Genomic DNA, 24,426 nt, shown 5'->3' on the forward strand with positions numbered 1-24,426 from the left:
ATTGAATAAGTCTTATTTGTTATTATTTTGCTTGACACAGTCAGTAATTATGTATATATACTAGATATAGCCTCCTCGGAGGGACTTGACGAGTCAGTTTTCCTCAAAGAAACAGGTATTTGGGGCAATTTGAACCATCAAAAATCAAGAGTAAGTATATTTCTGGTAAATTGGTAATGATGCAAATACGTAAAATAGACAAATTCAGTATTAAGCTTCCCGCCATTGGTAAAATACCATAAAGCAACCATCATTTGCTTTCAATATTAACCTTATAGCGGTGCTGTAGCAAATCGACCGTATTCCTAAAAACATGAAAGAATCACTAAAAGAGCAAAGACTTTTTATCATAAGTTGCTTGTTTTTGCTGCTATACAATTTTCCGATTATATCAATCTTCAATCTGGATACCCAAATAGCAGGCATTCCAAGCCTATTTCTATATGTTTTTGTACTTTGGCTGATTTTGATTGTTGTAATCTACTTAAATGTCAGAGAGGTAAACAAAAACCAAGACCATTCAAATCACGATGAATAGCTTAATCTTAGTTTTGGCGTCTTTGCTATATCTGGCATTCTTATTTGGTGTAGCATATTGGGCCGAAAAACGTTCTGGAAAAGGCAAAAGCCTTGTTACCAACCCATACATATATGCGCTTTCTTTGGCGATTTATTGTACCGCATGGACTTTCTATGGCTCGGTTGGTCGAGCTGTAGGTTATGGCATCGAATACCTTTCGGTGTACATAGGCCCCACACTTATGATGCCTCTTTGGTGGTTGGTGATTCGCAAAATTATTCGTATCTCCAAAGTATATCGTATTACTTCTATCGCAGATTTTATTTCTTCCAGATATGGCAAAAATGTAACGCTAGGTATTATCGTCACACTTGTTTCTCTGGTGGGAGTATTACCCTATATTGCGATTCAGCTCAAGGCTATCTCAAGTAGTTTTAGAATCCTAACACGTACTGACTCGCCCTCTAATAGTCATATTTTCTTGGATGACCTTACTTTCTATATCTCAATGGGGTTGGGGCTATTTACCATTATTTTTGGTACCAGAAAAATCGACTCTACCGAGCGCCATGAAGGAATGGTGGCAGCCATTGCCGCCGAATCAATCATCAAAGCGTTGGCCTTTATCGTCGTTGGTATTTTTGTAACCTACGGAATTTTCAATGGTTTTGGTGATATTTTCAATAAAGCAGCTTTACATCCTCAGCTAAAATCTCAGTTTTTGATGGATGGCAACAAAGGAGAATATTCCTCTTGGTTTTGGCATACGGCATTATCAATGAGTGCTATCTTATTTTTACCGAGGCAGTTTCAGGTAGCCGTAGTCGAAAATGTCAACGAAAAACACCTCAACAAAGCCATGTGGTTGTTTCCACTGTACTTGTTGATTATTAATATTTTTGTGTTGCCGATCGCCTTTGGAGGAGAATTGCTGTTTCCCAATCATGATGTCAATCCCGACAATTATTTATTAGCAATTCCTTTAAAATACGATGCAAAATTCTTGGCGTTATTGACCTATATCGGAGGATTTTCGGCTGCTACAAGTATGGTTATTGTCGAAACCATTGCCCTCAGTATCATGGTTTCGAATAGCTTAATCATGCCGATTTTATTGGCCTATCCCAAGGTCATTGGCAAATATGAAAACAACCTCAGTGGTTTAGTCAACAATATTCGAAGAGTTAGCATTTTTATCATTTTACTTTTGGCATATATCTATGCCAAAGCCATTGCACGCTATTTTTCGCTGGTATCTATCGGCATGGTTTCTTTTGCGGCCGTTGCCCAATTTGCACCAGCTATTATTGGTGGTATTTATTGGAAAGAAGGTAATCGAAAAGGAGCGATTATTGGATTATTATCAGGAACATTTATTTGGTTTTATACCCTCGTACTTCCTTCTCTGATTGGTGCAGGGCTGTTTCCTCATTCTATTTTGGAGGAAGGTCTTTGGGGAATCAAAGCCCTACGCCCTTCTGCCCTATTTGGCTTAGAAGGGATGGACGACATTTCGCATGGGGTATTCTGGAGTATGTTTTTCAATATTGGTAGTTATGTTTCGTTTTCGTTAATCACCAAATCTACCTCTATTGAACTCAATCAGGCCGTCACTTTTGTAGATATATTTAGTCATTCCAAGTTTACAGATAATACTACCATTTGGCGTGGCACGGCCTATTTGAATGACATCAGAACGCTATTATTCAACTTTTTTGGCGAACGACGAACCGATAGGGTATTACGGCTTTTTGCCCAAAAACATAGTTTAAATTTAGAAAACAAAAAGGCTGACCCAAAGTTAGTTACTTATTCCGAAAAGCTTTTGGCGGGCGTCGTAGGCGCAGCTTCCGCTCGTATTATGGTGGCTTCAATTTCGAAAGAAGAACATATTTCGATGGATGAAGTAGTCAATATTCTTCGAGCCTCTCAAGAATTGATGGTCAATAATAAAGAGCTTCGCAGAAAATCTATCGAGCTTGAAAAAGCGACTTCCGAACTCAAAGAGGCTAATGAAATTTTGAAACGTACCGACAAGCTCAAAGATGACTTCTTGTCGACAGTCGCACACGAAATACGTACTCCGCTGACTTCTATTAGGGCTTTATCAGAAATTGTGTACGACAATCCAGATATGGATCAAGAAGAACGAGAACATTTTTTAGGTACTGTCGTAAAAGAGTCGGACCGCTTGAGTCGATTAATTAATCAGGTGCTAGATTTAGAAAAATATGAATCTGGTCGACAGAAATTGATTAAAGAAAATGTAGATATACAGGAAATTGTGAAAGATAGTATCGATGCACTTTATCAACCTGCAAAAGAAAAGGGAATCAAAGTGGTATTCTTGCCAGATCGTTTTGCGCCAAAATTTGAGGCAGATAGAGATAAGTTGATACAAGTCGTGGTAAATCTTATATCCAATGCCATCAAGTATTGCGAAGCAGATAAAGGCGAAATCCAAATAGCCACACATTATGTCGAAGGTGCGATTTATACCAGTATCCAAGACAATGGCGTAGGGATTGCCAAAGAGTTTCAACGACTGATTTTTGACAAATTTTTTCAAGCAGAAGATCAAACTATCAAAAAACCAAAAGGAAGCGGATTGGGATTGGCTATTTCCAAAAAAATCGTTGAACTACACCAAGGACAAATCTGGGTAGAAAGCGAAGTAGGACATGGTTCTAAATTTACCTTTATGCTTCCAGTGGTATAGGATAAAAGAGATAAAGGGAACAGGCACAAAGGGGCAAAGTGGAAGAAAGTATTGGAGGACAAGAAAAATAATCATCTGTTTATCAAGTATTTATCAATCTAAAAATCACTCTACCGCTTTACCACTGTATGCCTTTGTGCCTCTTAATAAAAAAACTCATTAAAGATGAAACAGCAATTAAAAGTATTAGTAGTTGACGACGAGCCTGGCATTTTGATGTCGCTTGAATTCCTGATGAAAAAAGAGGGTTATCAGGTATTTATTGCTCGTGATGGAGAGGAAGCACTTGACATCATCGAACGTGAGATTCCATCTATAATTTTATTGGACATTATGATGCCCAATGTGGATGGCTATGAAGTATGCCATTTTGTAAAAAGCACCCTCAAGCTAAGTCATATCAAAATTGTGTTTTTGAGCGCTAAAAATAAAGAATCAGATATGGAAAAGGGATATGCTATTGGAGCCGACCTATATGTGCCAAAACCCTTTTCTACTCGTACTTTGGTCTCAAAAGTAAACGCTTTAGCCCTTGGTATCGCAACTAGCTAAGTTTAGCGGAGTTTTTCACGATTTTTCGGTGTAAACACTTAATTTAGTATTGTGAAAATATTCATGTTTTCTCATGGAATCAGTCAAACTGATAGTTATTCATAAACCAACGAATACGATGAATAACTAGGGTACTTTTAACTAAAATCACCAACCTGACTGCTCCTATTAAATACATAACAAAACAAACATATAAGCTTATATACCAATGTCTTACGCAGAAAAATACCAATTCAGCATTGATAATCGTGAGGCTTTTTGGGCCGAACAAGCTCAGCAAATCTCGTGGTTTGAAGCTCCCGAGCAAACCTTATCTGTAGATGAGAAAGGTTTCTATCGCTGGTTTAAAGGTGGCAAGATGAATACTGCCTATTTGGCACTTGACTACCACGTAGAAAACGGCAGAGGTGACCAAACTGCTATCATTTACGACTCTCCAGCTACCAAAAGTATAAAAAAGTATAGCTATAGCGAACTTACCAAAGAGGTAGCTAAATTGGCGGGTGGACTCAAAACTTTAGGCGTTCAAAAAGGAGACACTGTCGTGATTTATATGCCGATGGTTCCCGAAGCAGCCATTGCTATGCTAGCTTGCGCTCGCTTAGGCGCTGTACACTCGGTGGTATTTGGAGGTTTTGCGCCTCATGAACTAGCGGTGCGTATCGACGATGCCAAACCGAAGGTCATGATTTCGGCATCTTGCGGCATTGAGTTCGAAAAAGTAATCTCCTATAAACCTCTTCTCGACGAAGCCATCGAAGCCTCTGAGCACAAACCTGCGCACTGTGTAATTCTTCAGCGTCCACAGGCTCAGGCAAGCATGATTGAGATTCGCGATGTGGATTATACTCAATTAGTCGAGCAGTCAGACGAAACTCCTTGCGAAATAGTAGACGCAACGGATCCTTTATATATCCTTTACACTTCAGGAACTACAGGCAAACCCAAAGGTATTGTCCGAGACAATGGCGGTCATGCGGTAGCTATGAATTTTTCGATGCGTGCTATCTATGATGTACAACCAGGCGATGTCTATTGGGCAGCCTCGGATGTAGGTTGGGTAGTGGGACACTCATACATCGTATATGCCCCTTTGATTTATGGTTGTACAACCATTTTATTCGAAGGAAAGCCTATCAAAACGCCTGATGCTGGAACGTTCTGGCGTGTTATTGAAGAGCATAAAGTGAAATGCTTTTTTACAGCGCCAACTGCTTTTAGAGCAATCAAAAAAGAAGACCCTCATGCCGAATTAAAGGCAAAATATGATATTAGTTCACTCAAAGCTATTTACTTGGCGGGTGAGCGCTGCGACCCTCCTACCCTTGAATGGTTACAACAAATTACACAATTGCCAATTCTCGACCACTGGTGGCAAACCGAAACGGGTTGGGGAATTGTAGGCAACATGGTTGGTATCGAAGCTTTTCCTGTAAAAGCGGGTTCGGCAACCAAGCCTGTCTGTGGTTTTGAGTTGAAAATCTTGAACGAAGCTGGCGAAGAACTTGGCCCTAATCAGGATGGATATGTTTGTATCAAACTCCCAATGCCTCCAGGCTGTTTGCCAACACTTTGGAATGACGACGATCGCTTCAGAACCTCTTACTTAACTACTTTTGAAGGCTATTACCTCACGGGCGATGGCGGTTTTATCGACCAAGATGGCTATGTCTTCATTATGGGTCGTATCGACGATGTAATCAATGTGGCAGGTCACCGACTTTCGACTGGTGCTATGGAAGAAATCATTGCCTCACACCCAGCAGTCGCCGAATGCGCCGTAGTGGGTATCGCCGACGAACTACGTGGACAGCGTCCTGTGGGTTTTGCTGTACTGAAAGATGGACAAGATATTGACGAAAATACGCTTGAGCAACAAAGCATCGCTTTGATTCGTGAGCAAATAGGTGCCGTAGCTTTTTATAGAAATACCATTTTAGTAAAACGTTTACCTAAAACTCGTTCAGGAAAAATCCTCCGCAAAATTATCCGTCAAATTGCCGATGGCGAAAGCTTCAATGTGCCGTCGACTATCGATGATCCTGCTATTTTAGATGAAATCACCCAACGTTTGCAAGAGCGCAACATTGGCTTAGCATATACAGAAAAACAAGTTTAAAACACTAAAACCCCATTGTAACATGAGCACAGAAACTGAAAAAAACCGAACTGGATTTTAAGAATCATTATCGCCGCAGCAATCATTGGCGCTGCTATTTGGTTGGTAAACGTTATGTCAACTAGCGAAATTGAAATTGGTGGAGGACACTAGGAAGTGTTGAGTTTTGAGTGAGGAGTTTTGAAAATTTTATTTCGGAGGGTGTAGCAAAAAGCAGATATATCTAAAAAACTTTTCTTAAAACGCTTTCATCAAATCAAATTTCTTGACATTTTAAGATTGGCAAAGCACTTGTGGCTTTGCCAATCTTGTTTTATTGGATGAAGCTGTTTAAACTTTCGTAATATTTCTTGCGTCAGCAATGAATTTATACTGTTTGAGCGAAGCGAGTTTATAAATTCTTGAATTTTTTGCGGCCGCCGCTGCGGTTACTTTTTGTTTCAAGACAAAAAGTAAGGCTAAGAATTATCCAATAAAACTGTTTTTTGAAAAGTTTAAACAGCTTCGATTTATCTATTTTATACATACAAAGAAATACCATTTTAACTATAATCAAGTCACTTGACAATCGACAATATTTTCTATATCAATTTTTCTTACCAAACACTTGTCACACTTTAACTCAAAACTATTTTTTATTTTTTTACTTCAATAAAAAATACAATTTTCTTCAAAAACTCTTCGAAAAATGCAACATCTACTTTTCAACTTGTATTATATTACTAGTATATAATATTTTAGCAAAAAAATATATATTAAATTAGCATAAAACATTTTCAAGAGTTAGTATAAAGAAAAAAACATCTTGTATTTTTACAGTATAAAATTTAACAATTCGTACCTTCTATTCTGACCTGTCGATTTGACTATGAAAGGAAATGGCTTTGTAATGAAGTTATTTATCAAAGAAGACACGAGCAGGCCAAAAAACATAATCACACAATGGACTTAAGAATAAAATCATTCGAAGACTATCAAGAAAAGTATCAGTATAGTGTTGAAGACCCAGAAAGCTTTTGGGGTGAAATTGCTCAGAACTTCTATTGGAGAAAACCTTGGAAAAAGACCTTAGAATGGAATTTTACCGATCCAAAGGTGACTTGGTTTAAAGGTGGAAAGTTAAATATTACCGAAAACTGTCTTGACCGCCATTTGGCAACAAGAGGTGATCAGCCTGCGATTATTTGGGAATCAAATAGCCCAGATGAGCCTTCTCAAACAATTACTTATAAGGTATTACATGAGCAAGTTTGTCGCTTTGCAAATGTATTGAAAAGAAATGGCGCCAAAAAAGGCGACCGTATCTGTATATATATGCCAATGATTCCAGAATTGGCGATTGCTGTATTAGCTTGTGCTCGTATTGGTGCGATTCACTCGGTAGTATTTGGTGGTTTTTCTGCCCAATCTATCGCCGACCGTATCAACGATGCGCAATGTAATATCGTAGTAACAACCGATGGTGCTTTCCGTGGCAACAAAGAGATTCCTTTGAAAGCTACCGTAGACGATGCCTTGATTCAGTGCCCAAGTGTTGAGCGCGTAATTGTTTCGACTCGTACTCGCACACCTGTATTTATGCTCAAAGGTCGTGACTGCTGGTGGGAAGACGAAGTAAAATTGGTTTCGGCCGACTGTCCAGCTGAAGAAATGGACTCGGAAGATATGTTGTTTATCCTATATACTTCTGGTTCGACTGGCAAGCCAAAAGGAGTAGTTCACACAGTAGGAGGCTATATGGTGTATTCATCGTATACCTTTGCCAATGTTTTTCAGTATGAAGAAGGACAAACGCACTTCTGTACAGCTGACATTGGTTGGATTACAGGTCACTCTTACATCGTGTATGGCCCTTTGGCTTGTGGGGCTACAACCTTAATGTTTGAAGGTATTCCAACATATCCAGATGCGGGTCGTTTCTGGGATATTGTTGAAAAGCATAAAGTAAACATTCTTTATACTGCTCCTACGGCGATTCGCTCATTGATGTCATTTGGAGATCAGTTTGTGGAAGGCAAAGACCTAAGTTCATTGAAAGTATTAGGTTCAGTAGGTGAGCCAATCAACGAAGAAGCTTGGAACTGGTACAACGAAAAAATTGGTAAAGGTCTTTGTCCAATTGTGGATACATGGTGGCAAACAGAAACGGGTGGTATTTTGATTTCACCAATAGCCAATATTACGAAAACAAAACCTGCCTACGCTACTTTACCATTGCCAGGTGTACAGCCAATTTTGGTAGACGAAAACGGTGTTGAAATTGAAGGAAATGGCGTTTCGGGTAATTTGTGTATTAAATTCCCTTGGCCATCTATCATTCGTACCACTTATGGCGACCATGAGCGTTGTCGTCAAACGTATTTCTCAACTTACAAAAACTTGTATTTCACAGGCGACGGTTGTATGAGAGATGAAGATGGTTATTATCGCATTACAGGTCGTGTAGATGACGTGATCAACGTATCTGGACACCGTATTGGTACTGCTGAGGTAGAAAATGCCATCAACATGCACTTGGGTGTGGTTGAATCTGCAGTAGTGGGTTATCCTCACGACATCAAAGGACAAGGTATCTATGCATATGTTATTTGCGAAAAACATGTTGGCGATACAGATTTGACGCGCAAAGATATTTTGGCAACGGTAACACGCATTATCGGACCAATTGCCAAACCAGATAAAATCCAGTTTGTATCAGGCTTACCAAAAACACGTTCTGGCAAAATCATGCGTCGTATTCTTCGCAAAGTAGCCGAAGGTGATACGGGCAACTTAGGCGATACTTCAACCTTGCTTGATCCATCGGTAGTTGATGAAATCAAAGTAGGTGCGTTGTAGGGAGAATATTTCCAATAAATAAACAATAACCCCCTCATAAAGATATTCTTTATGAGGGGGTTATTGTTTATTTGGAATTATTTTACCTTGCAGCGTTAACTGATATATTTATATAACGTTTTACCTTAATAACATAACTAATGAAGACTATTGTTCATCAATTATCTACAAAGTCGTTTTATATACCGGAGTGGGAAATCAAACATCTATTTCTAGGAACATTTAACCCTTCTGGTGGCGAGACTGTCAAATATTATTATGGCCGCCCAAGAAATCAAACATGGAATCTAGTGTCAAAAATCTTCAATGATAGTCTAAATCCCAATAGTAAGGATTTTTTTGAAAAATTAAAAGCGCATAAAATTGGCTGTATAGACCTAATTCATTCAGTGACCTGTCCTGACGGAGACATATCAAATATTATCGGTCACGGGTATAGTGATAGTAAAATAATCAATGGAAGTGTAAAGAGAGTTTATAACACTGAAATAATACTTGACTTGATCAGGACAAATCCAAATTGTACTATCTATTCAACTTGGGGAAAAGGATCAACGATAAAAGATTGGAAAAAGGAGATTGAAAAAATAAAAAATATTACTCCATTAGTCTCACCAAGTCTTGTTGCTAGAGTTCCAGCAGGGGTAGAAAAGTATGAATTTATGCTTTCAAATTGGCAAAGATTAATACAACCTTAGTTCTTTTAGCTCAAATCCATCTTTATGTAAGATTATTTTCATCTAAAATGTAAAGTGAGTCGGTATATTTGTAAATGAAAATTTGATTTGACATGGTTAAAGATATAACATTCAAAAACTACAAAGTATTCAATAGTGAGCAAACTCTTGAGTTAGCACCTATAACAATTTTAATAGGTAAAAATAGCTCTGGGAAAAGCGCACTAGCAAAATTACCTACACTAATTTCTGTAAGTCTAAATGGCATACTTGAAGAACCATTCAGTTGGGAAAATAATGGTGTAATTTTAGGTAACGATTATTCTGATTTGAACTATGAAAAGGATACTACAGGAGAGTTTGAATTTAAGTTAGAATTAAAAGATAACAGATTTTTACATATAGTTATCTTATTTGGAAACCATAGCTTGATTGTTCGTTCATGGAATTATAATAATGAATTTAAAGCTCAATATCACATAAAAGAGAAGCTTTATTCCATCAATGATAGCCCAAGACTATATGATTGTAAGTTTAAAGGTTTTTTACTGAAAAGTATCGTTGATTTTGAAGAGACAATTCCAAGTTTAAAAGATTTCGACTTTGACTTTGATTATATATGCTCATACAGAATAGAACCGAAAGATATTAAAGAAGACCAGCCTAAAGAAAAGAATATTAGAAAAGTTGGAATAGATGGCAAACACGCCTACGAGATATTAATCAATGATGTTATTTATTCAGATGGTCAACTACTAAACAAGGTAAGCAATTGGTACAAAAAAGTATTCGAAAACTGGGAAGTGAATATAGACAGGGATACGTTGCGGAATAAATTTTACTTTGAACTAAAAAGGGATTCCCCAAGATTTTTCAAAACCTCTTTAGTAAATGTAGGACAAGGAATGAGTCAAACATTGCCTCTAATCACAAAATCATTTATTGAAGAAGAAAAACCTTCTCTTACAATTATAGAAGAACCAGAATTACACTTACATCCTTCCGCACATGGAGATTTAGCTGAACGATTTGCTGAATCTTTAACAGATATAAATAAAAGATACTTGATTGAAACTCATTCTGAAAACTTTATTCTAAGGCTAAGACGGTTAATCGCTGAAAGTAAGTATCCACATTTTACGGAAGAAAACCTTAAAATTTATTATGTTGATTATGATGAAGATTTGAATGAGAGCTTTTTGAGAGAAGTCGTAGTCGAAGGAAATGGAAATGTTAGAAATTGGCCAAAAGGGGTATTTAGCGAATCAATGGATGAATTGTTAGCAATGAAAAACGCTCAAAAATAGATACATCTATGCGAATAGAAATAAAAGACGATATATTTAACTCCAATGACTTTACTAATTTAACACACCTTATTCGGATAGTGTTTCAACGTCCAAGTAAATCAATAAATACTAAAGCTAAGGTATTTATTGATTTAGATAAGTGCACCAATACTGTGCTATATAATCGGCTGGATTCAATAGATAGAGAACTCTTAGAGGCCTCGACAAAAGAATATTTTTACGAAAGCTCTCCCTGTATTAATTATATTGTTTCAAACAATAATTCAAAAGAATCTTATAATTTAGAAGAAGCTATTGAATTATTAAAAGAGCCGTTTTGGATACTTCTCGAAAACTCAAAAAATGACCAAGAGTTTATCAAATCTATAATCTTTCATTTTGAAGTTGATAATGAGTATCTTAAAGAATGTTTGAAAAACAGATGGATACAGTTTGATAACGCTGGTGGTTGTGGTAATGTAAAGAATTTACTGACTCATAGAATTAATTCTTTTGAGAATTTAGCTGTTTCTCAAGGTAGTTTACCTCGAAAATATTATAGAGGTATGGTAATCTTGGATAGTGATAGAGAATTTTCAACCCAAAGTACTAAACAAGACTACGAAAAGCTTATTGAGTATTTTACAAAATACAACATACCGTTTCATATTCTTGAAAAAAGAGCGATGGAAAACTATATGCCAGATGAAGTTCTTTTTGATATACAACGTGAAAAGTCCAATTCAAAAAATCCAGATGATAAAAAATTTGTAAGGTGGGTAAATGTCTATCGTCATCTATCTAATATGCAAAAAGATTTTTTAAAATATGATGGTTTAGATTCATTTGAAAAACTGAAACCAGAAGTCAAAAATTTATATCAAAATCAAGTACCATCCAACTTTAGCTTATTAGTATCAGGTATCAGCTACAGAGATCACAATGCTTTAGAAGACGATGAAAAAAGATTTAAGAACGCTTTTCCTAAACTGTTTACACAATCCCCACTGGTTAACAAAGCCTCCCTTAAAGCAAGAAGTGGAACAGATGAGCTAGATCGTATATTTAATAAAATCAATCAACTACTATGAGTTCATTAATCAGTTTAAAACCATCAAATAATAAGTTTGAAATTTATCTGAATGATATTAATTCGGGATTATTACAAATTCCAGAATTTCAACGTGATTTTGTTTGGGAGCTTGACAATGTACTCAAGTTGTTAAATAGTATTAAAAAAAATTACCCCATCGGTTCATTTTTATTTTGGACTCCAGAAACAGAATTTAGAATAGCCAAACAGGTTGGTCCTTATTTTATTAAAGAATCTATTTTTGATACTTTTGAAAAAAGGCAACGAAAATATATTTTGGATGGCTATCAGAGAATGTCCGCTTTGTTTGGTGTGCTTTCTAATCCTGAAACGATTGTAAACTTCACGTTGGACGAGAAGTTATATAATTCTAAATTCAACATTTACTATAATCTTGATTCTGAACGGTTTGATGTATTCGACCGTAACATTGAACTTTATTGTGTTCCAGCTTATATCTTATTGGATTTCGAATCTTTTCTTACTCACTCAGAAAAAATACAACGAGAATATTCCCCTGAACTCTCAAAAAGCTACACAGATAGGCTAAAAAAATTGTCACTACTTTTAGTAGGTACGAAATGCCCGTAATTGAGATAGCTGGCGGGACTTTAGACGAAGCTATCGACATATTTACCTTACTCAATAAAGAAGGTAAGCCAATAACGCCCGACTGGATATTGTCGGCTAAAACTTATACAGATAACTTTAGATTGGGTGATAAAATCGATGATGTTCTCGAACAAATAGAGAAATATAATTTTATTGATAAAAAACCAAGAGAAGTGGCGGTAAGAGATTTAGTTTTTAGGAGTATTCAAAGCTCATTTGGAGATTTATATTTAGACAATAAAAAAACAGATATTATCTCCCTTTCTAAAAAAGAAAACTTTCAAAGTCAAATAGAAATTACCGTAAAAAGTATAGAACATGTGGCTAAATTTTTATTTGAAGAGCTATTAATTGTTGACAACAAACTATTACCAGCTAATATCCAATTTATCTTTTTGGTAGAGTTCTTTAACCATGTACAACAACCAAGCAAAAATCAAATAGAAAAGTTAAAAGAGTGGTTTTGGATTACAACATATTCAAACTACTTTTCAATTTTTAGCCCTAGTAAAAGAAAAACCGCCTTTCAACATTTTCAAAAGTTTATTAAGGATGAAAATATTCATCCTGTTTATAACGATAATCCAAATCAAAAATTTATTGTACCTACTTTATCAGAGAAGATTAATTTAACATCTGTTCGTTCAAAAGCACATATATTATTTTTGCTAAATTCATCTAACAACTTCAACCCTATTGAAGCTGATTATATCGAAGGATATAAAATCTTTAAGTTATTGCCTGAAAGTCATATCGACAGCTCAACTAGCGATAGTGCGAATATGGTAGTATGCCTCCACAAAGTTAGCGATAATGTTTTTGTGGATGGTGGGAAAAGAACTAATGGCTTATCTCACTTACTGTTAAAGAAAAATCAGAATAAATATGAGGAATATTTTATTACAGATGATATGCGTTTTTCGTTTGAAAATGGACACTTTAACCAAATACTATCTGCTCGATTAGAATTAATCAATAGAAAAGAGAGAGAGTTTGTTGAAAAGCTGGGTTTGATATATGAAGAGAAACCTAAATCATAGATTATCATTCAGAATTTTAATATCAAACATGAGTCATCCCGAATTTTGTTGTGCGAAGTAGCACCATAGCATGTTTTGGATGGCAGTTCTCAATCGATAAATCGGTGTCAAAGCATTTTGGCACCGATTTCCTGTTCTATGAGCAAATTGATTGATGATTATCTTGATAATAGATGGCCAATTCCTGATGAGTTTCATCAAGAAGTCGTAAATGAGCGTGACAATGGCTAATAATTTGAGGGTATTCTCGAAAAACCATAACCTTGGAGATTCAATAGCTAGCTCAGTTTTGGCGAATCTAAACGCCTGTTCAATATTCCATCGGTGCATGTAGCTATGACATATTTCCCAAGCATCCTTAGCTGATTCTACAGGCAATGAGGTTAATAAATAGAGTGGTGACTGATAGTTTTTGGTATCTCTCACTATTACTAACGACAAGTTAATATCTTCAAAACTAGGGTGTTGTACTTGAGTCCAAGCAATAGAAATGCTCTTGAGAATCTTTCTCTGAGAATCGAGCACAATCTTTTTACTTCTAGCTTTAAAAGAGCGAGCTAGAAGATGGGTTTGCTTTTTACCTTTAGTTGAGTGTATAAGTAAATGATTCTTCTTCCATCGGACTAGGAAATCTTGTTCGAAGTTCGTAAACCACTCGATGGTCCACTCATTAGCGTAACCACGGTCAAGCACATGTAGGATGCCTTTTCCTACTTGTGCTTGTAGTTTTTCTAGCATCCGAAACATAATGTTTCGACCATATTCCTTGTATTTACCTCTGGTAGTCCACCAACTCATCTGACATACACTTACAGACTCACCCAAAGCTGAGAGCAACGTACTTGTCCAATGATAACCAGGAACACAAATACGTTTATTAGGAGGAGAATAGTATCCTTTTTTTATCCGTGTTAGTCGTTTTGCCTTTGAGCTTTCTACACTACAAAGCCCTTCCAAAAACCAAGATTCAGCCTTTTCTAGCCGACTATCATCCCAAAGCATTAGCGGACGTTTTCCCTGTTTTACTAACGATTCTAGCCTTTTTCGAGTTTGACTAAAGAGAAAATTATCAATGATAGTAGATGTCCATTTTTTGGAACGTAACAGATTACTAATGCGTTTTGTCCCAGCGGGAGCATGTGAAAAACCGCAAATATAGCCACCTAACTCACTAAGCAATAAGCCCATAGAGTTGTGTCGATGCAATAAAATGGCAACTATTAAATCGTAAAAAGTACGAACTAAACGCTTATCCAGAACAGAATCTAACGATAACTGGACGTCAGCAAGATAAAGATCAAGTTTATGAAGAAGTAAATGAGAGAGTCTTGACTTACTCGATTTTATGTCATTATTTTGTAGAAATGCTTTATGCATAGAAACCTCCTGTTTGTTTGTGTTTGTCGTAATTCACAAAGTAAACAAGGAGGTTTCTTTTTTAAAAGTCTTCACGAAAAATTCGGGATGACTCATGTTTGATGAAAACTTGAAGAATCATTCCTATCCTACAATTCGGAATGACTCATCTTAGTTTTTCAAAATCCATTCTACGTTCGGCACTTTTCACTTCGGTTCCTGTTATTTCAATTTTCTTCAAAATTTAATATTAAATAATTGTTAAATTTTTGTAATATTATCATTAAGTCATGATGGCAAAAGAGTGTTTGAAACACAATCGCCAATACCTCCTAAGGTATATGACTATAATAAAATGTTGGACCATTAACCCAATAGCAAGATGAAACAATTATTCTTTTTATTACTACTTGCAACGATAACGATGTCGTGTAGCAATCAGAAATTTGCTGTTCGTGCTAATAATGATCATTTGATGGTAAATAATCTCAATCAGACTTACCAGATTGTTATTGGGCAAAGTGAAGCAAAACTGTCAGAAGAAACCGAACGTGCCATTCAAGATGAAGTTGAAAATCAGATGGAGGCTCGTGGTTTTGTGCGTACCAGCAAATCTCCTGATATTGTAGTGGTATGCTCGGTTTTTGAAACTAAACTAAAAATTAAGGACAGTCGTAAAGTAGAGGAAGAAAAATCTGAGTATGCCACTCGTAGAATCACACTCAACGGTGGGACTTTGATGATTCAAATGATTGACGAAAACTTGAATAAGTCTGTTTGGCTCGGAATGGCTTCGGGTTTTATCAAGCCTAACAAACTGGTAGAAGAGCGTGAATTAAAAGCTATTACTCGCAGTATATTTGATGAATACAAATTGGTAGCTTATGGATATATGCCAAAGCAAGAAATGACGGCTACTCGTTAGTCATTTAACTATAAAGTAAAACATGAGTCATCTCGAATTTTTAGGATTGGGATTATTCTCCAAGTTTTTATCAAAAAAGGGGTCGAAAAATATTATTTGACCCCTTTTTTGATGCTACTATGCTAGATATGACTCAGCTTAAGACGCAATCATTGCGTCTCTACAGATGGAATATAAATTTTAAATTAATCACTCATTCATTCAGTCGCTAAATCCCTAAATTAGGAATGACTCATGTTTGGCCAAACCAAAATACTTTTTTACCGTGTTAAACTTTCAATTAAATAAGTATGCTGAGGAAATAGCGCTTGCAAACTAGCTCGCTCAGCTAGCTCAAATCCTTCAAAATCAAAACCTGGTGCCACTGTACAGCCAACTAATGAGTAAGCCGATTCTTTTTGGGGTTTTGACGCAAACCAATATCCTGCTGGAACTACCGCCTGAAATACTTGTCCTTCGTCGGGATTATTACCCAAATGAATAATGTTGAGTTGACCATCTGGACTAATCATAAATACATCGAGGGCACCGCCAGCATAAAAATGCCACATCTCGTCAGCTTCTATCCTATGGAAAGCAGAGAAATGATGATTTTCTAGTAAAAAATAAATACCTGTCGAGAAAACTCTTTTTCCTTTAAATCTTTCTGGTAAAGCTTCCTGAGGAATACTTTCGGTCGAGCGATAAGTTTCGGCAAAGTAGCCACCCTCTGGATGTTCGAGCATCTTAAACTTTTCGACCCAATATTGGGCATTTTTTATAATTTGATTCATTGATAATGATATTTCGAATAAAAGAAGGCAAAGTTTAATCAGAAACTCTTTCTTTGTATTCTGTTAAAAATCAGACGGTTGGTTGTTGAAAATTTAGATAGAATCAAAAAAAACTAATGCAATAGCTAGCTTCTAGGTTATTATTGCTTGAAAGTTAAGAATCTATGATGCAAAAAAATCATATTTTTTTAATTCTCATGCAACATTAGTTTACCGATCTGTTTCATTGGTATGAAATTCAGTTAATTGTTATTCGCAAATAAGCCTCTAAGACTATCGAAGATTGACGATTAACCAACCAACTAAGTTTATTCACGAATAACAATTTAATACGCTGGAACAAACGCTATACATAGACAGAAATGTTCATTTGGTGGAGGCTTGTCGCAGGGGCGAACGCAAGGCTCAGTATGAGATTTATCGTCTCTACTCAAAGTCTATGTTCAACGTGGCTGTCCGAATACTGAATCATGTCGGCGAGGCCGAAGATGTACTGCAAGAGGCATTTTTGGACGCATTTATCAAAATTCATGAGTTTCGTCAAACAAGTACCTTTGGCGCTTGGCTCAAACAAATTGTAATCAATCGGGCTCTCAATCAGCTCCGGCAGCGTAAAGTTGCCTTTCAGGACATCGATGGTGTACCTGATGATTTTGAGGACGAGCAATTTGATGACGAGGAAATAGAATGGGAAGTAACTAAGGTGCAGCGCGCGATGCATCAACTTCCCGATGGCTTTAGAACGGTTCTAAGCTTGTATCTTTTTGAAGGATACGACCATGAAGAAATTGCGGAAATTTTGCAAGTAGCAGAATCCACTTCAAGAACTCAGTATATAAGAGCCAAAAAACGTTTATTAGAAATACTTAAAAAGGCATAATTGATTGTCGAGTTTATTTTCAACAAAAGATATGTCATAGTCTTATGAATCAGTCAAAAAAAGCATCAAATCGTTTAGAAAGGTTTGTTAGAGACCATCGAGATGAATTTGAAAATCTTGAACCATCGTTGGATTTGTGGGAAAAATTAGAAGCAAAATTACCTACCGACACCGCTTTGGCTCAACCAGTAGAGAAAAATACTATTATTCCATTTTTCCCTAAAATCCAACGCTATTGGCGTGTTGCTGCAAGTATTGTGGTGGTTATAGGAGCATTAGGATTATGGTATGCCAATCAATCTTCGAGCAATTCGGACATAATCGTGAGCCAAGTTGGCGATCAGTACAAAAAGCAAATGGTACATTACGCTAGCTTAATAGAAACAAAGAGGGATGAAATCCGACAAATTGCCGATAACGAACCTGCTTTGTATCAAGAATTTTCATCAGAAATCGAACGTCTCAACAAAGACTATCAAAGCTTGAAGGCGGAACTGCCCCAAACGCCCAATCAAGAAGAGTTAGTAAAAGCTATGATTCAAAATTTACAATTACAATTAGATATTTTGAATCAACAATTATCAATCATTCAACGAGTTAAAGAAGCAAAACAAGGCCATGGAAAAAGTATGCAAACTATTTAAGGTGGTTGTTGCCATGTACGGGGTGTTGGTTATCTCTCCGAGTATGGCGCAGCAAATGCGAGTTACGGCCTCTGCTAATGGCAATGTATATGCCAGCAATAAAAATAGTAGAACTATTACCGTAACTGTTAATTCTAATAACAATACAACAGTTAGCTGCCAGGAGGTAGCCTCAGTCGAAAAAGGAGAATCTGTAGCTTTGGTCGAAAAAAAGAAGTTGATTACCAAGGTATATTCTGTTGAACCGAAGGATTTGTTACAAATTAATAATCAGCACGGTCACGTAAATGTTGAGCTATGGAATCGTAATGAAATAAAAATAGAAATCAATATCGTAGGACACGGCAGTACTGAAGAAAAAGCACAAGCGTACGTAGATGGAGTAGATATTGCAGAAGTTCGTGTAAAAAACAAAATTACCTTACGAACCAATATAACCTCTGAAAATAATGGAGATTGGTGGGATAAGTTATCTTTTAAAAGCAGTAGCAAAGACTCTGACAATGAGAAGCAAGGCGTAGAAGTCAACTATCAGGTATATATGCCAAAGAATAATCCACTGATGGTGTCGAATAGATATGGTAATACGAATGTTCCAGAATTTTCAGCTCCTTTGTCAATCGTTACTTCTTATGGAAACTTTGTAAGTGACCGACTTTCTGGCAATGAAAAAATATCAATGTTCAATATGGAAAAGCTAATATCAAGCAATTAGACGAAGCAGAGTTGAAAATTTCTTATTCTAAATTGAATATTGATAAAGCTAATATTATCAAACTTGCTAATATGTTTGGCTCTGTGATGTTGGATCAAGTCAATACCATTGAGGGAAATCTTCAGTATTCTAACGGAAAAATCGGTACGATTAAAGAAAATGGCAAAATTTACATTAGCTATTCAGATGGATTAGAGCTTCGTGAATTACCAAATTCGTTGAAGTCCCTAGATTTGAAATGTAATTATACGACTGTAAAATTACCTGTGACTTCAGACTGCAATGCCGACTTTGATGTTACGGTGAACTATGCCAATTTCAAATACCCATCAGATAAGTGTACGCTTACGGTAAATCCAGATGATGAAAATTCTCAAAAACGAATGGGATTCATTCCTCAAAAGAATTATAAAGGTAAAATCGGCAAAGGTACAGGAACCAAAATTGTCATTCACTCAAATTATGGTGGTGTGAAGTTTTTGGAGAAATAGTAAACGCTCAAAATATATATTGCTAATAAAAAAGCTGTGTGCGACATGAGACAAGATATAAGCTCGGAGGTATATCTTACTCGAAGCATACAGCTTTTTTATTTTCCTTGAGTCACATCAAAATAAAGTACCTCTACTGTCAAATGACTTAATAGCTGTTGTGTTCTTTCAGGGCGCGCATCTGTCAAAAAAACCTGCTGAAAGGTTCCATCTACCATCATATTGATCAACTGCTGAATACGTCTGTCATCAAGCTTGTCAAAAATATCATCGAGTAATAATATCGGTTGAAATCCCTTTTCAAGTGCCAAAAGCTCAAATTGGGCTAATTTAAGCGCAATTACATAAGATTTTTGTTGACCTTGCGAACCGTATTTTTTGAGTGGGAAAGCATTGATTTCGAAAGAAAAGTCATCTTTATGAATCCCTAAGGTTGTTCTTTGTGCCGCCAAATCTCGTTGACGATTTTTGGTAAAATCATTTCTGAAAGTGTCAGCGTCTACGTCGGTTTCATAAACGAGTCGTACGTCCTCCCTACTTTCTGAAAGATTAGCATAATGTTTTTGGAAGATTGGGGTAAATTTCGACAAAAACACTGCTCTTTTTTTCTGTAACTCAATTCCACATTCGATAATTGGTTCAGAGTAGATATCTAATAAATCAGCATCAAAATAGTTTTTTTCTGCAAACTGTTTTAGCAAAGCATTTCTTTGTAATAAAACCTTATTGTATTTGATAAGCGTTTCAAGATACTCACGATCGATTTGAGAGATAACACCATCAAAAAACTTTCTTCTTTCCTCACTCCCATCTCTTACAATATCGGTATCATTGGGTGAAATCAACACGACAGGATAGAGTCCTATATGTTCTGAAATTTTCTCATAAGGTTTTGTATCGTGGAGCACGGCCTTTTTTTGACCTTTTTGAAAAGAACAGGTTATTTGCACATCCCCTTTTTCTCCACCAACAAATAGCCCATCAATCATCATAAAATCAGCTTCGTGAGTAACGCACAAGGCATCTTGCGTGCTAACTGAGCTTTTGGTTAATGCCAAAAATAAATAGCATCAAGCAAATTGGTTTTACCACTACCATTTTCACCCACAATACAGTTTACACGATGAGAAAACTTAAAATCGCCAAAGTCATAGCTTTTGAAGTTTGTGAGACTGATACGTTGTAAATACATATTTGGATGAGTAAGAAAGCTTAGGTAATTGACTTTATAAAATGAGCAAAATGCCAAAGACATATTGCTTGAGGCGAAATGATATCGTGCCGAACGCTGAACAATATCCAATGCAAAGCTGTTTAGATTTGTACTTTAGTTCTGATACCTGTCAGGTAAATAGCTAATAAAGTTGTTTATAACTAATAATCAAGAGTCTATTGTGATATTTTTTTGGTCGGTTCTTGGTTTTGTACTAATTTCGCATTGCAAATTAACGCCTGTTTCGGGGGATTACAAAATCCTATGTGGCCCACAATGGGATAGCAGTTCCAGGTGAGCAAGAGCGAATAAGACGTTTATTTTATTCCCTCATTTACTTAATCGTAAGATTCAACGCAAGTTAATCACTCATTCACTCATTTTGAAAAATGGCAAAGAAAGCTGAAAACAAAGTAAAATACTCGAAAGAGACCTACATGGAATGGTACGAGTCAATGATGCTTCAACGTAAATTTGAAGAACGTACTGGTCAATTGTATGGTCAACAAAAGATTCGTGGTTTTTGCCACCTTTACATCGGACAAGAGGCTTGTTCTTCAGGAGCAGCGTCGGCACTTCGTAAAGGCGACAAATATATAACAGCTTACCGTGATCACGGTATTCCATTGGCATTAGGTTCAGACCCTAACACTATCATGGCGGAAATGTTCGGAAAAGCTACTGGTATTTCGAAAGGTAAAGGTGGATCAATGCACATTTTCGATAAATCAGTGGGTTTTGTAGGTGGTCATGGTATCGTAGGTGCTCAAATTCCTCTTGGAGCGGGTTTGGCATTTGCTGAAAAATATAACAAAACTGGAAACGTTTGTATCTGTTATTTCGGTGACGGTGCAGTTCGTCAGGGTGCTTTGCACGAAGCCTTCAACATGGCTATGACTTGGAAGTTGCCAGCGATTTTTGTTGTTGAAAACAACGGATACGCTATGGGTACTTCGGTTACTCGTACATCAAACGTTACAGATCTTTACACAATTGGTGAAGCTTATGATATGCCATCTGAGCCAGTTGATGCGATGAGTGTAGAAGCAGTTCATGAGGCAGTTTCTCGTGCAGCTGAGCGTGCTCGTGCAGGTGAAGGACCAACATTCTTAGAATTCAAAACTTACCGTTATAGAGGTCACTCTATGTCTGACCCTCAGAAGTACCGTACTAAAGAGGAAGTTGAGGCATATAAAATGCGTGACCCAATCGAGCAAGTTAGACAAGCCATCTTAGAAAACGATTTTGCTACAGAAGAAGATTTAGCGGCTATCGATGCTAAAATCAAGGCAAGAGTTGAAGAGTCTGTTAAATTTGCAGAAGAGTCTCCTTGGCCAGATGCTTCTGAAGCATACAAAGATGTGTATGTAGACGAATATCCATTCCCAGTGGAATAATCATCTTGTATGATAAAAGCCCCAATAGCTTTACTCACGTAAAACTATTGGGGCTTTTTTATTTTTTCTCAACAAATCGTTTTATGATTGAAAGATACCTTCAAATAATTCTGGTTTGAAACCTACCGAAATAATCTCCTCTTTTTCTAAAACAGGACGCTTGATTACAGAGGTTTGTTCCATCATCAATTGGATTGCCGAAGCAGTATCTGTTGCTTTTTGACTTTCGTCTAGTTTTTTCCAAGTTGTTCCTGCTTTATTCACAAGCGTTTCCCAAGGATATTTTTCTAACCAAGCCTCTAATTTTTCCTGTGAAATTCCTTCTTTTTTGAAATTATGGAATTCAAAAGGAATATCATGTTCCTTAAGCCAAGTAAGGGCTTTTTTTACCGTATCACAATTCGGTATTCCGTAAACTTTGTACATGGGGTGTTTTTTTATATGAAAATTTACTTCCAGATGATATAGTCCGTCAATAGAGTTTTTTAGGTAAGGACAAAAGAAAACTCAAAACTCCGCACTCCATTTATTTTCCTTCCAACAATTTCTTCAATCCAAACATTTCGTCTCTTAGGCGAGCGGCTGCCACAAAGTCAAGTTCTTTGGCGGCCTTGTCCATGTCATTTTGTACTTTCTTGATTTGTGCTTCAATTTCTGGTTTAGACATATAAGCCAAAACTGGGTCTGCAGCCATCTGCACATCTTGTGGTTCAACGTAGTAGTTGGTCTTCGTTGTCTTACCCATCACATCGGCAATTGATGTTTGTTCAATAATGGCCTGTTTCGAGCGAAGGATTGTTTTTGGCGTGATACCATGCTCGAAGTTATACTCCATTTGGATAGCTCTGCGTCGATTGGTTTCTTCAATAGCTTTTTGCATAGAACCCGTAATACGGTCGGCATACATAAGTACTTTCCCTTGGTCATTTCTAGCCGCACGTCCAATAGTTTGGATTAATGAGCGAATATCCCGCAAGAAACCTTCTTTGTCGGCGTCCATAATGGCAACCAGCGAAACTTCTGGTAAATCCAAGCCTTCACGTAATAGGTTTACTCCAACCAATACGTCAAACACACCAAGTCGTAACTCTCTTAAAATTTCAACGCGTTCTAAGGTTTTTACTTCTGAGTGAATATAGCGACACTTAACTCCTACACGTTCCATGTATTTCGAAAGTTCTTCGGCCATACGCTTGGTAAGAGTCGTAATCAATACTCTTTCTTCTCGTGCTATTCTAATATGTACTTCTTCCAATAAATCATCAATTTGATTCAAACTTGGTCGTACTTCTATTTCAGGGTCGAGCAAGCCTGTTGGTCTGATGATTTGTTCAACGACAACACCTTCCGAACGACGGAGCTCGTAATCGGCTGGTGTGGCACTTACAAAAATGCTTTGTCCGCTAATATCTTCAAACTCTTGGAAGGTTAATGGGCGGTTGTCCATCGCGCTTGGCAAACGGAAACCGTAGTCTACCAAAGACTCTTTTCTTGAGCGGTCGCCTCCCCACATCGCTCTGATTTGAGGGATAGTTACGTGACTTTCATCTACTACCAATAAAAAGTCTTCAGGGAAAAAGTCTAATAAACAGAATGGACGTTGTCCCGCTTGTCTTCTGTCAAAATATCTTGAGTAATTTTCGATACCCGAACAATAGCCTAATTCTCGCATCATTTCCATATCAAACTCCGTTCGCTGTTTGATGCGCTCTGCCTCAGATGTTCGACCTTCTGCTTCAAAATACTTGATTTGCCCGACAAGGTCGTCTTGTATTTCGTTGATGGCTCTCATCAATACATCTCTACCCGTAACAAACAAGTTAGCGGGAAAGATAGCCACCATTTTTTCTTCAGATAATTTTTTTCCAGAAATAGGATCAATGCGTTGAATAGCTTCAATTTCGTCACCGAAGAAAATAATACGATAGCCAAAATCAGCATAAGGTACATAGATATCCACCGTATCTCCTTTTACCCGAAAATTGCCTCTTTGAAATTCGGCTTCAGTTCTGGAGTAAAGGATTTCGACAAGTCTAAATAAAAATTGATTTCGAGAAATAATTTCCCCTACCCCAATTCGTAAAATACTTTTTCGGTACTCTTCTGGGTTCCCCATGCCATAAATACAAGATACCGAGGCAATTACGATAATGTCTCGTCGCCCCGACATTAAAGACGAGGTAGTCGAAAGACGTAACTTGTCAATTTCTTCGTTGATGGCAAGGTCTTTTTCTATGTAAGTATTAGTGGTAGCGATATAGGCTTCGGGCTGATAATAGTCGTAGTAGGAAATGAAATATTCAACTGCGTTATTAGGGAAAAACTGTTTGAACTCCCCATAAAGCTGAGCTGCTAAAGTTTTGTTATGACTCAATATCAGCGTAGGTCTATTGATTTGAGCAATAGTATTAGCTACAGTAAATGTTTTCCCAGAACCAGTTACCCCTAATAGCGTTTGTGCTTGCTCTCCATTTTGGATCCCTTCTACCAACTGTGCAATGGCTTTTGGCTGGTCGCCAGTAGGCTGATATTCTGAACAAAGTTGAAATTCCATTCCGCTTGATTTTTTGTTT

Annotated in this window: 21 protein-coding genes; 15 read left to right on the top strand and 6 right to left on the bottom strand. The window is 36.9% G+C overall.

The features are described from left to right. Positions 1 to 530 precede the first annotated feature (530 nt). From BWI92_RS04405 to BWI92_RS04445, 9 genes are all read left to right on the top strand, one after another. Positions 531 to 3,239, top strand: a complete 2,709-nt coding sequence (locus BWI92_RS04405; protein ID WP_095160917.1) for a sensor histidine kinase — start codon at positions 531 to 533, stop codon at positions 3,237 to 3,239. 165 nt (positions 3,240 to 3,404) lie between these two features. After that, the gene (locus BWI92_RS04410; RefSeq protein WP_095160918.1) at positions 3,405 to 3,791 is read left to right on the top strand and encodes a response regulator transcription factor; all 387 of its coding nucleotides are present in this window, start codon (positions 3,405 to 3,407) and stop codon (positions 3,789 to 3,791) included. Positions 3,792 to 3,999: 208 nt separating this feature from the next. Then, on the top strand, positions 4,000 to 5,910 hold the full coding sequence (locus BWI92_RS04415; protein WP_095160919.1) for a propionyl-CoA synthetase: 1,911 nt from the start codon (positions 4,000 to 4,002) through the stop codon (positions 5,908 to 5,910). 897 nt (positions 5,911 to 6,807) lie between these two features. Next, on the top strand, positions 6,808 to 8,748 hold the full coding sequence (gene acs, locus BWI92_RS04420; RefSeq protein ID WP_255406679.1) for an acetate--CoA ligase: 1,941 nt from the start codon (positions 6,808 to 6,810) through the stop codon (positions 8,746 to 8,748). 140 nt (positions 8,749 to 8,888) lie between these two features. Next, positions 8,889 to 9,446: a hypothetical protein gene (locus BWI92_RS04425; RefSeq protein WP_095160921.1), complete on the top strand. Its 558-nt coding sequence runs from the start codon at positions 8,889 to 8,891 to the stop codon at positions 9,444 to 9,446. A 92-nt stretch (positions 9,447 to 9,538) separates the two neighbouring features. Next, positions 9,539 to 10,732, top strand: a complete 1,194-nt coding sequence (locus tag BWI92_RS04430) for a DUF3696 domain-containing protein (protein ID WP_095160922.1) — start codon at positions 9,539 to 9,541, stop codon at positions 10,730 to 10,732. Positions 10,733 to 10,740: 8 nt separating this feature from the next. After that, positions 10,741 to 11,805: a hypothetical protein gene (locus BWI92_RS04435; RefSeq protein ID WP_095160923.1), complete on the top strand. Its 1,065-nt coding sequence runs from the start codon at positions 10,741 to 10,743 to the stop codon at positions 11,803 to 11,805. Further along, positions 11,802 to 12,398, top strand: coding sequence for a DUF262 domain-containing protein (locus BWI92_RS04440; RefSeq protein WP_095160924.1), 597 nt, complete (start codon positions 11,802 to 11,804; stop codon positions 12,396 to 12,398). The genes BWI92_RS04435 and BWI92_RS04440 overlap by 4 nt, the downstream gene beginning before the upstream one ends. After that, positions 12,389 to 13,459, top strand: a complete 1,071-nt coding sequence (locus tag BWI92_RS04445) for a hypothetical protein (protein ID WP_095160925.1) — start codon at positions 12,389 to 12,391, stop codon at positions 13,457 to 13,459. The genes BWI92_RS04440 and BWI92_RS04445 overlap by 10 nt, the downstream gene beginning before the upstream one ends. A gap of 33 nt (positions 13,460 to 13,492) precedes the next feature. Here the strand turns inward: BWI92_RS04445 and BWI92_RS04450 are convergent, their stop codons facing one another. Beyond that, on the bottom strand, positions 13,493 to 14,836 hold the full coding sequence (locus BWI92_RS04450) for a transposase (protein WP_095160926.1): 1,344 nt from the start codon (positions 14,834 to 14,836) through the stop codon (positions 13,493 to 13,495). A gap of 361 nt (positions 14,837 to 15,197) precedes the next feature. Between BWI92_RS04450 and BWI92_RS04455 the strand changes: the two genes are divergently transcribed. After that, positions 15,198 to 15,740 (top strand): DUF4136 domain-containing protein, encoded by a 543-nt coding sequence (locus BWI92_RS04455; protein ID WP_095160927.1) that lies wholly within the window; start codon positions 15,198 to 15,200, stop codon positions 15,738 to 15,740. A 260-nt stretch (positions 15,741 to 16,000) separates the two neighbouring features. Here the strand turns inward: BWI92_RS04455 and BWI92_RS04460 are convergent, their stop codons facing one another. After that, complete coding sequence (locus BWI92_RS04460) at positions 16,001 to 16,513, bottom strand: cupin domain-containing protein (protein WP_095160928.1); 513 nt, start codon at positions 16,511 to 16,513, stop codon at positions 16,001 to 16,003. Between the two features lie 334 nt (positions 16,514 to 16,847). On the opposite strand from BWI92_RS04460, the gene BWI92_RS04465 reads away from it, so the two are divergent. The 4 genes from BWI92_RS04465 to BWI92_RS04480 are packed head-to-tail and all read left to right on the top strand — an operon-like array spanning position 16,848 to position 19,243. Next, complete coding sequence (locus BWI92_RS04465; protein ID WP_095160929.1) at positions 16,848 to 17,393, top strand: RNA polymerase sigma factor; 546 nt, start codon at positions 16,848 to 16,850, stop codon at positions 17,391 to 17,393. A gap of 44 nt (positions 17,394 to 17,437) precedes the next feature. After that, positions 17,438 to 18,037: a hypothetical protein gene (locus tag BWI92_RS04470; RefSeq protein WP_095160930.1), complete on the top strand. Its 600-nt coding sequence runs from the start codon at positions 17,438 to 17,440 to the stop codon at positions 18,035 to 18,037. Beyond that, on the top strand, positions 18,012 to 18,752 hold the full coding sequence (locus BWI92_RS04475) for a hypothetical protein (RefSeq protein ID WP_095160931.1): 741 nt from the start codon (positions 18,012 to 18,014) through the stop codon (positions 18,750 to 18,752). Before BWI92_RS04470 ends, BWI92_RS04475 begins: the two co-directional genes overlap by 26 nt. 32 nt (positions 18,753 to 18,784) lie before the next feature. Further along, positions 18,785 to 19,243 (top strand): hypothetical protein, encoded by a 459-nt coding sequence (locus tag BWI92_RS04480; RefSeq protein ID WP_176464350.1) that lies wholly within the window; start codon positions 18,785 to 18,787, stop codon positions 19,241 to 19,243. A gap of 98 nt (positions 19,244 to 19,341) precedes the next feature. Here BWI92_RS04480 and recF read toward each other — a convergent pair whose 3' ends face one another. After that, positions 19,342 to 20,301, bottom strand: a complete 960-nt coding sequence (gene recF / locus BWI92_RS04485) for a DNA replication/repair protein RecF (protein WP_310588856.1) — start codon at positions 20,299 to 20,301, stop codon at positions 19,342 to 19,344. Next, positions 20,292 to 20,546, bottom strand: a complete 255-nt coding sequence (locus BWI92_RS28600; protein WP_310588857.1) for an AAA family ATPase — start codon at positions 20,544 to 20,546, stop codon at positions 20,292 to 20,294. The genes recF and BWI92_RS28600 overlap by 10 nt, the downstream gene beginning before the upstream one ends. A 299-nt stretch (positions 20,547 to 20,845) precedes the next feature. Here BWI92_RS28600 and pdhA point away from each other — a divergent pair, with 299 nt between their 5' ends. Continuing rightward, the gene (gene pdhA, locus BWI92_RS04490) at positions 20,846 to 21,853 is read left to right on the top strand and encodes a pyruvate dehydrogenase (acetyl-transferring) E1 component subunit alpha (RefSeq protein ID WP_095160933.1); all 1,008 of its coding nucleotides are present in this window, start codon (positions 20,846 to 20,848) and stop codon (positions 21,851 to 21,853) included. 81 nt (positions 21,854 to 21,934) lie between these two features. Here pdhA and BWI92_RS04495 read toward each other — a convergent pair whose 3' ends face one another. Together BWI92_RS04495 and uvrB are read right to left on the bottom strand one after the other, a co-directional pair. Beyond that, the gene (locus BWI92_RS04495; RefSeq protein ID WP_095160934.1) at positions 21,935 to 22,279 is read right to left on the bottom strand and encodes an arsenate reductase; all 345 of its coding nucleotides are present in this window, start codon (positions 22,277 to 22,279) and stop codon (positions 21,935 to 21,937) included. A 100-nt stretch (positions 22,280 to 22,379) separates the two neighbouring features. Continuing rightward, complete coding sequence (gene uvrB / locus BWI92_RS04500; protein ID WP_095160935.1) at positions 22,380 to 24,407, bottom strand: excinuclease ABC subunit UvrB; 2,028 nt, start codon at positions 24,405 to 24,407, stop codon at positions 22,380 to 22,382. Positions 24,408 to 24,426 lie beyond the last annotated feature (19 nt).

This window comes from Flectobacillus sp. BAB-3569, from assembly GCF_002270355.1.
GTDB lineage: Bacteria > Bacteroidota > Bacteroidia > Cytophagales > Spirosomataceae > Flectobacillus > Flectobacillus roseus.

Coding starts and splice junctions, on each gene's coding strand:
- BWI92_RS04405 (WP_095160917.1), top strand. CDS start 531: ATGAATAGCTTAATCTTAGTTTTGGCGTCTTTGCTATATCTGGCATTC.
- BWI92_RS04410 (WP_095160918.1), top strand. CDS start 3,405: ATGAAACAGCAATTAAAAGTATTAGTAGTTGACGACGAGCCTGGCATT.
- BWI92_RS04415 (WP_095160919.1), top strand. CDS start 4,000: ATGTCTTACGCAGAAAAATACCAATTCAGCATTGATAATCGTGAGGCT.
- BWI92_RS04425 (WP_095160921.1), top strand. CDS start 8,889: ATGAAGACTATTGTTCATCAATTATCTACAAAGTCGTTTTATATACCG.
- BWI92_RS04430 (WP_095160922.1), top strand. CDS start 9,539: ATGGTTAAAGATATAACATTCAAAAACTACAAAGTATTCAATAGTGAG.
- BWI92_RS04435 (WP_095160923.1), top strand. CDS start 10,741: ATGCGAATAGAAATAAAAGACGATATATTTAACTCCAATGACTTTACT.
- BWI92_RS04440 (WP_095160924.1), top strand. CDS start 11,802: ATGAGTTCATTAATCAGTTTAAAACCATCAAATAATAAGTTTGAAATT.
- BWI92_RS04445 (WP_095160925.1), top strand. CDS start 12,389: ATGCCCGTAATTGAGATAGCTGGCGGGACTTTAGACGAAGCTATCGAC.
- BWI92_RS04450 (WP_095160926.1), bottom strand. CDS start 14,836: ATGCATAAAGCATTTCTACAAAATAATGACATAAAATCGAGTAAGTCA.
- BWI92_RS04455 (WP_095160927.1), top strand. CDS start 15,198: ATGAAACAATTATTCTTTTTATTACTACTTGCAACGATAACGATGTCG.
- BWI92_RS04460 (WP_095160928.1), bottom strand. CDS start 16,513: ATGAATCAAATTATAAAAAATGCCCAATATTGGGTCGAAAAGTTTAAG.
- BWI92_RS04470 (WP_095160930.1), top strand. CDS start 17,438: ATGAATCAGTCAAAAAAAGCATCAAATCGTTTAGAAAGGTTTGTTAGA.
- BWI92_RS04475 (WP_095160931.1), top strand. CDS start 18,012: ATGGAAAAAGTATGCAAACTATTTAAGGTGGTTGTTGCCATGTACGGG.
- pdhA (WP_095160933.1), top strand. CDS start 20,846: ATGGCAAAGAAAGCTGAAAACAAAGTAAAATACTCGAAAGAGACCTAC.
- BWI92_RS04495 (WP_095160934.1), bottom strand. CDS start 22,279: ATGTACAAAGTTTACGGAATACCGAATTGTGATACGGTAAAAAAAGCC.
- uvrB (WP_095160935.1), bottom strand. CDS start 24,407: ATGGAATTTCAACTTTGTTCAGAATATCAGCCTACTGGCGACCAGCCA.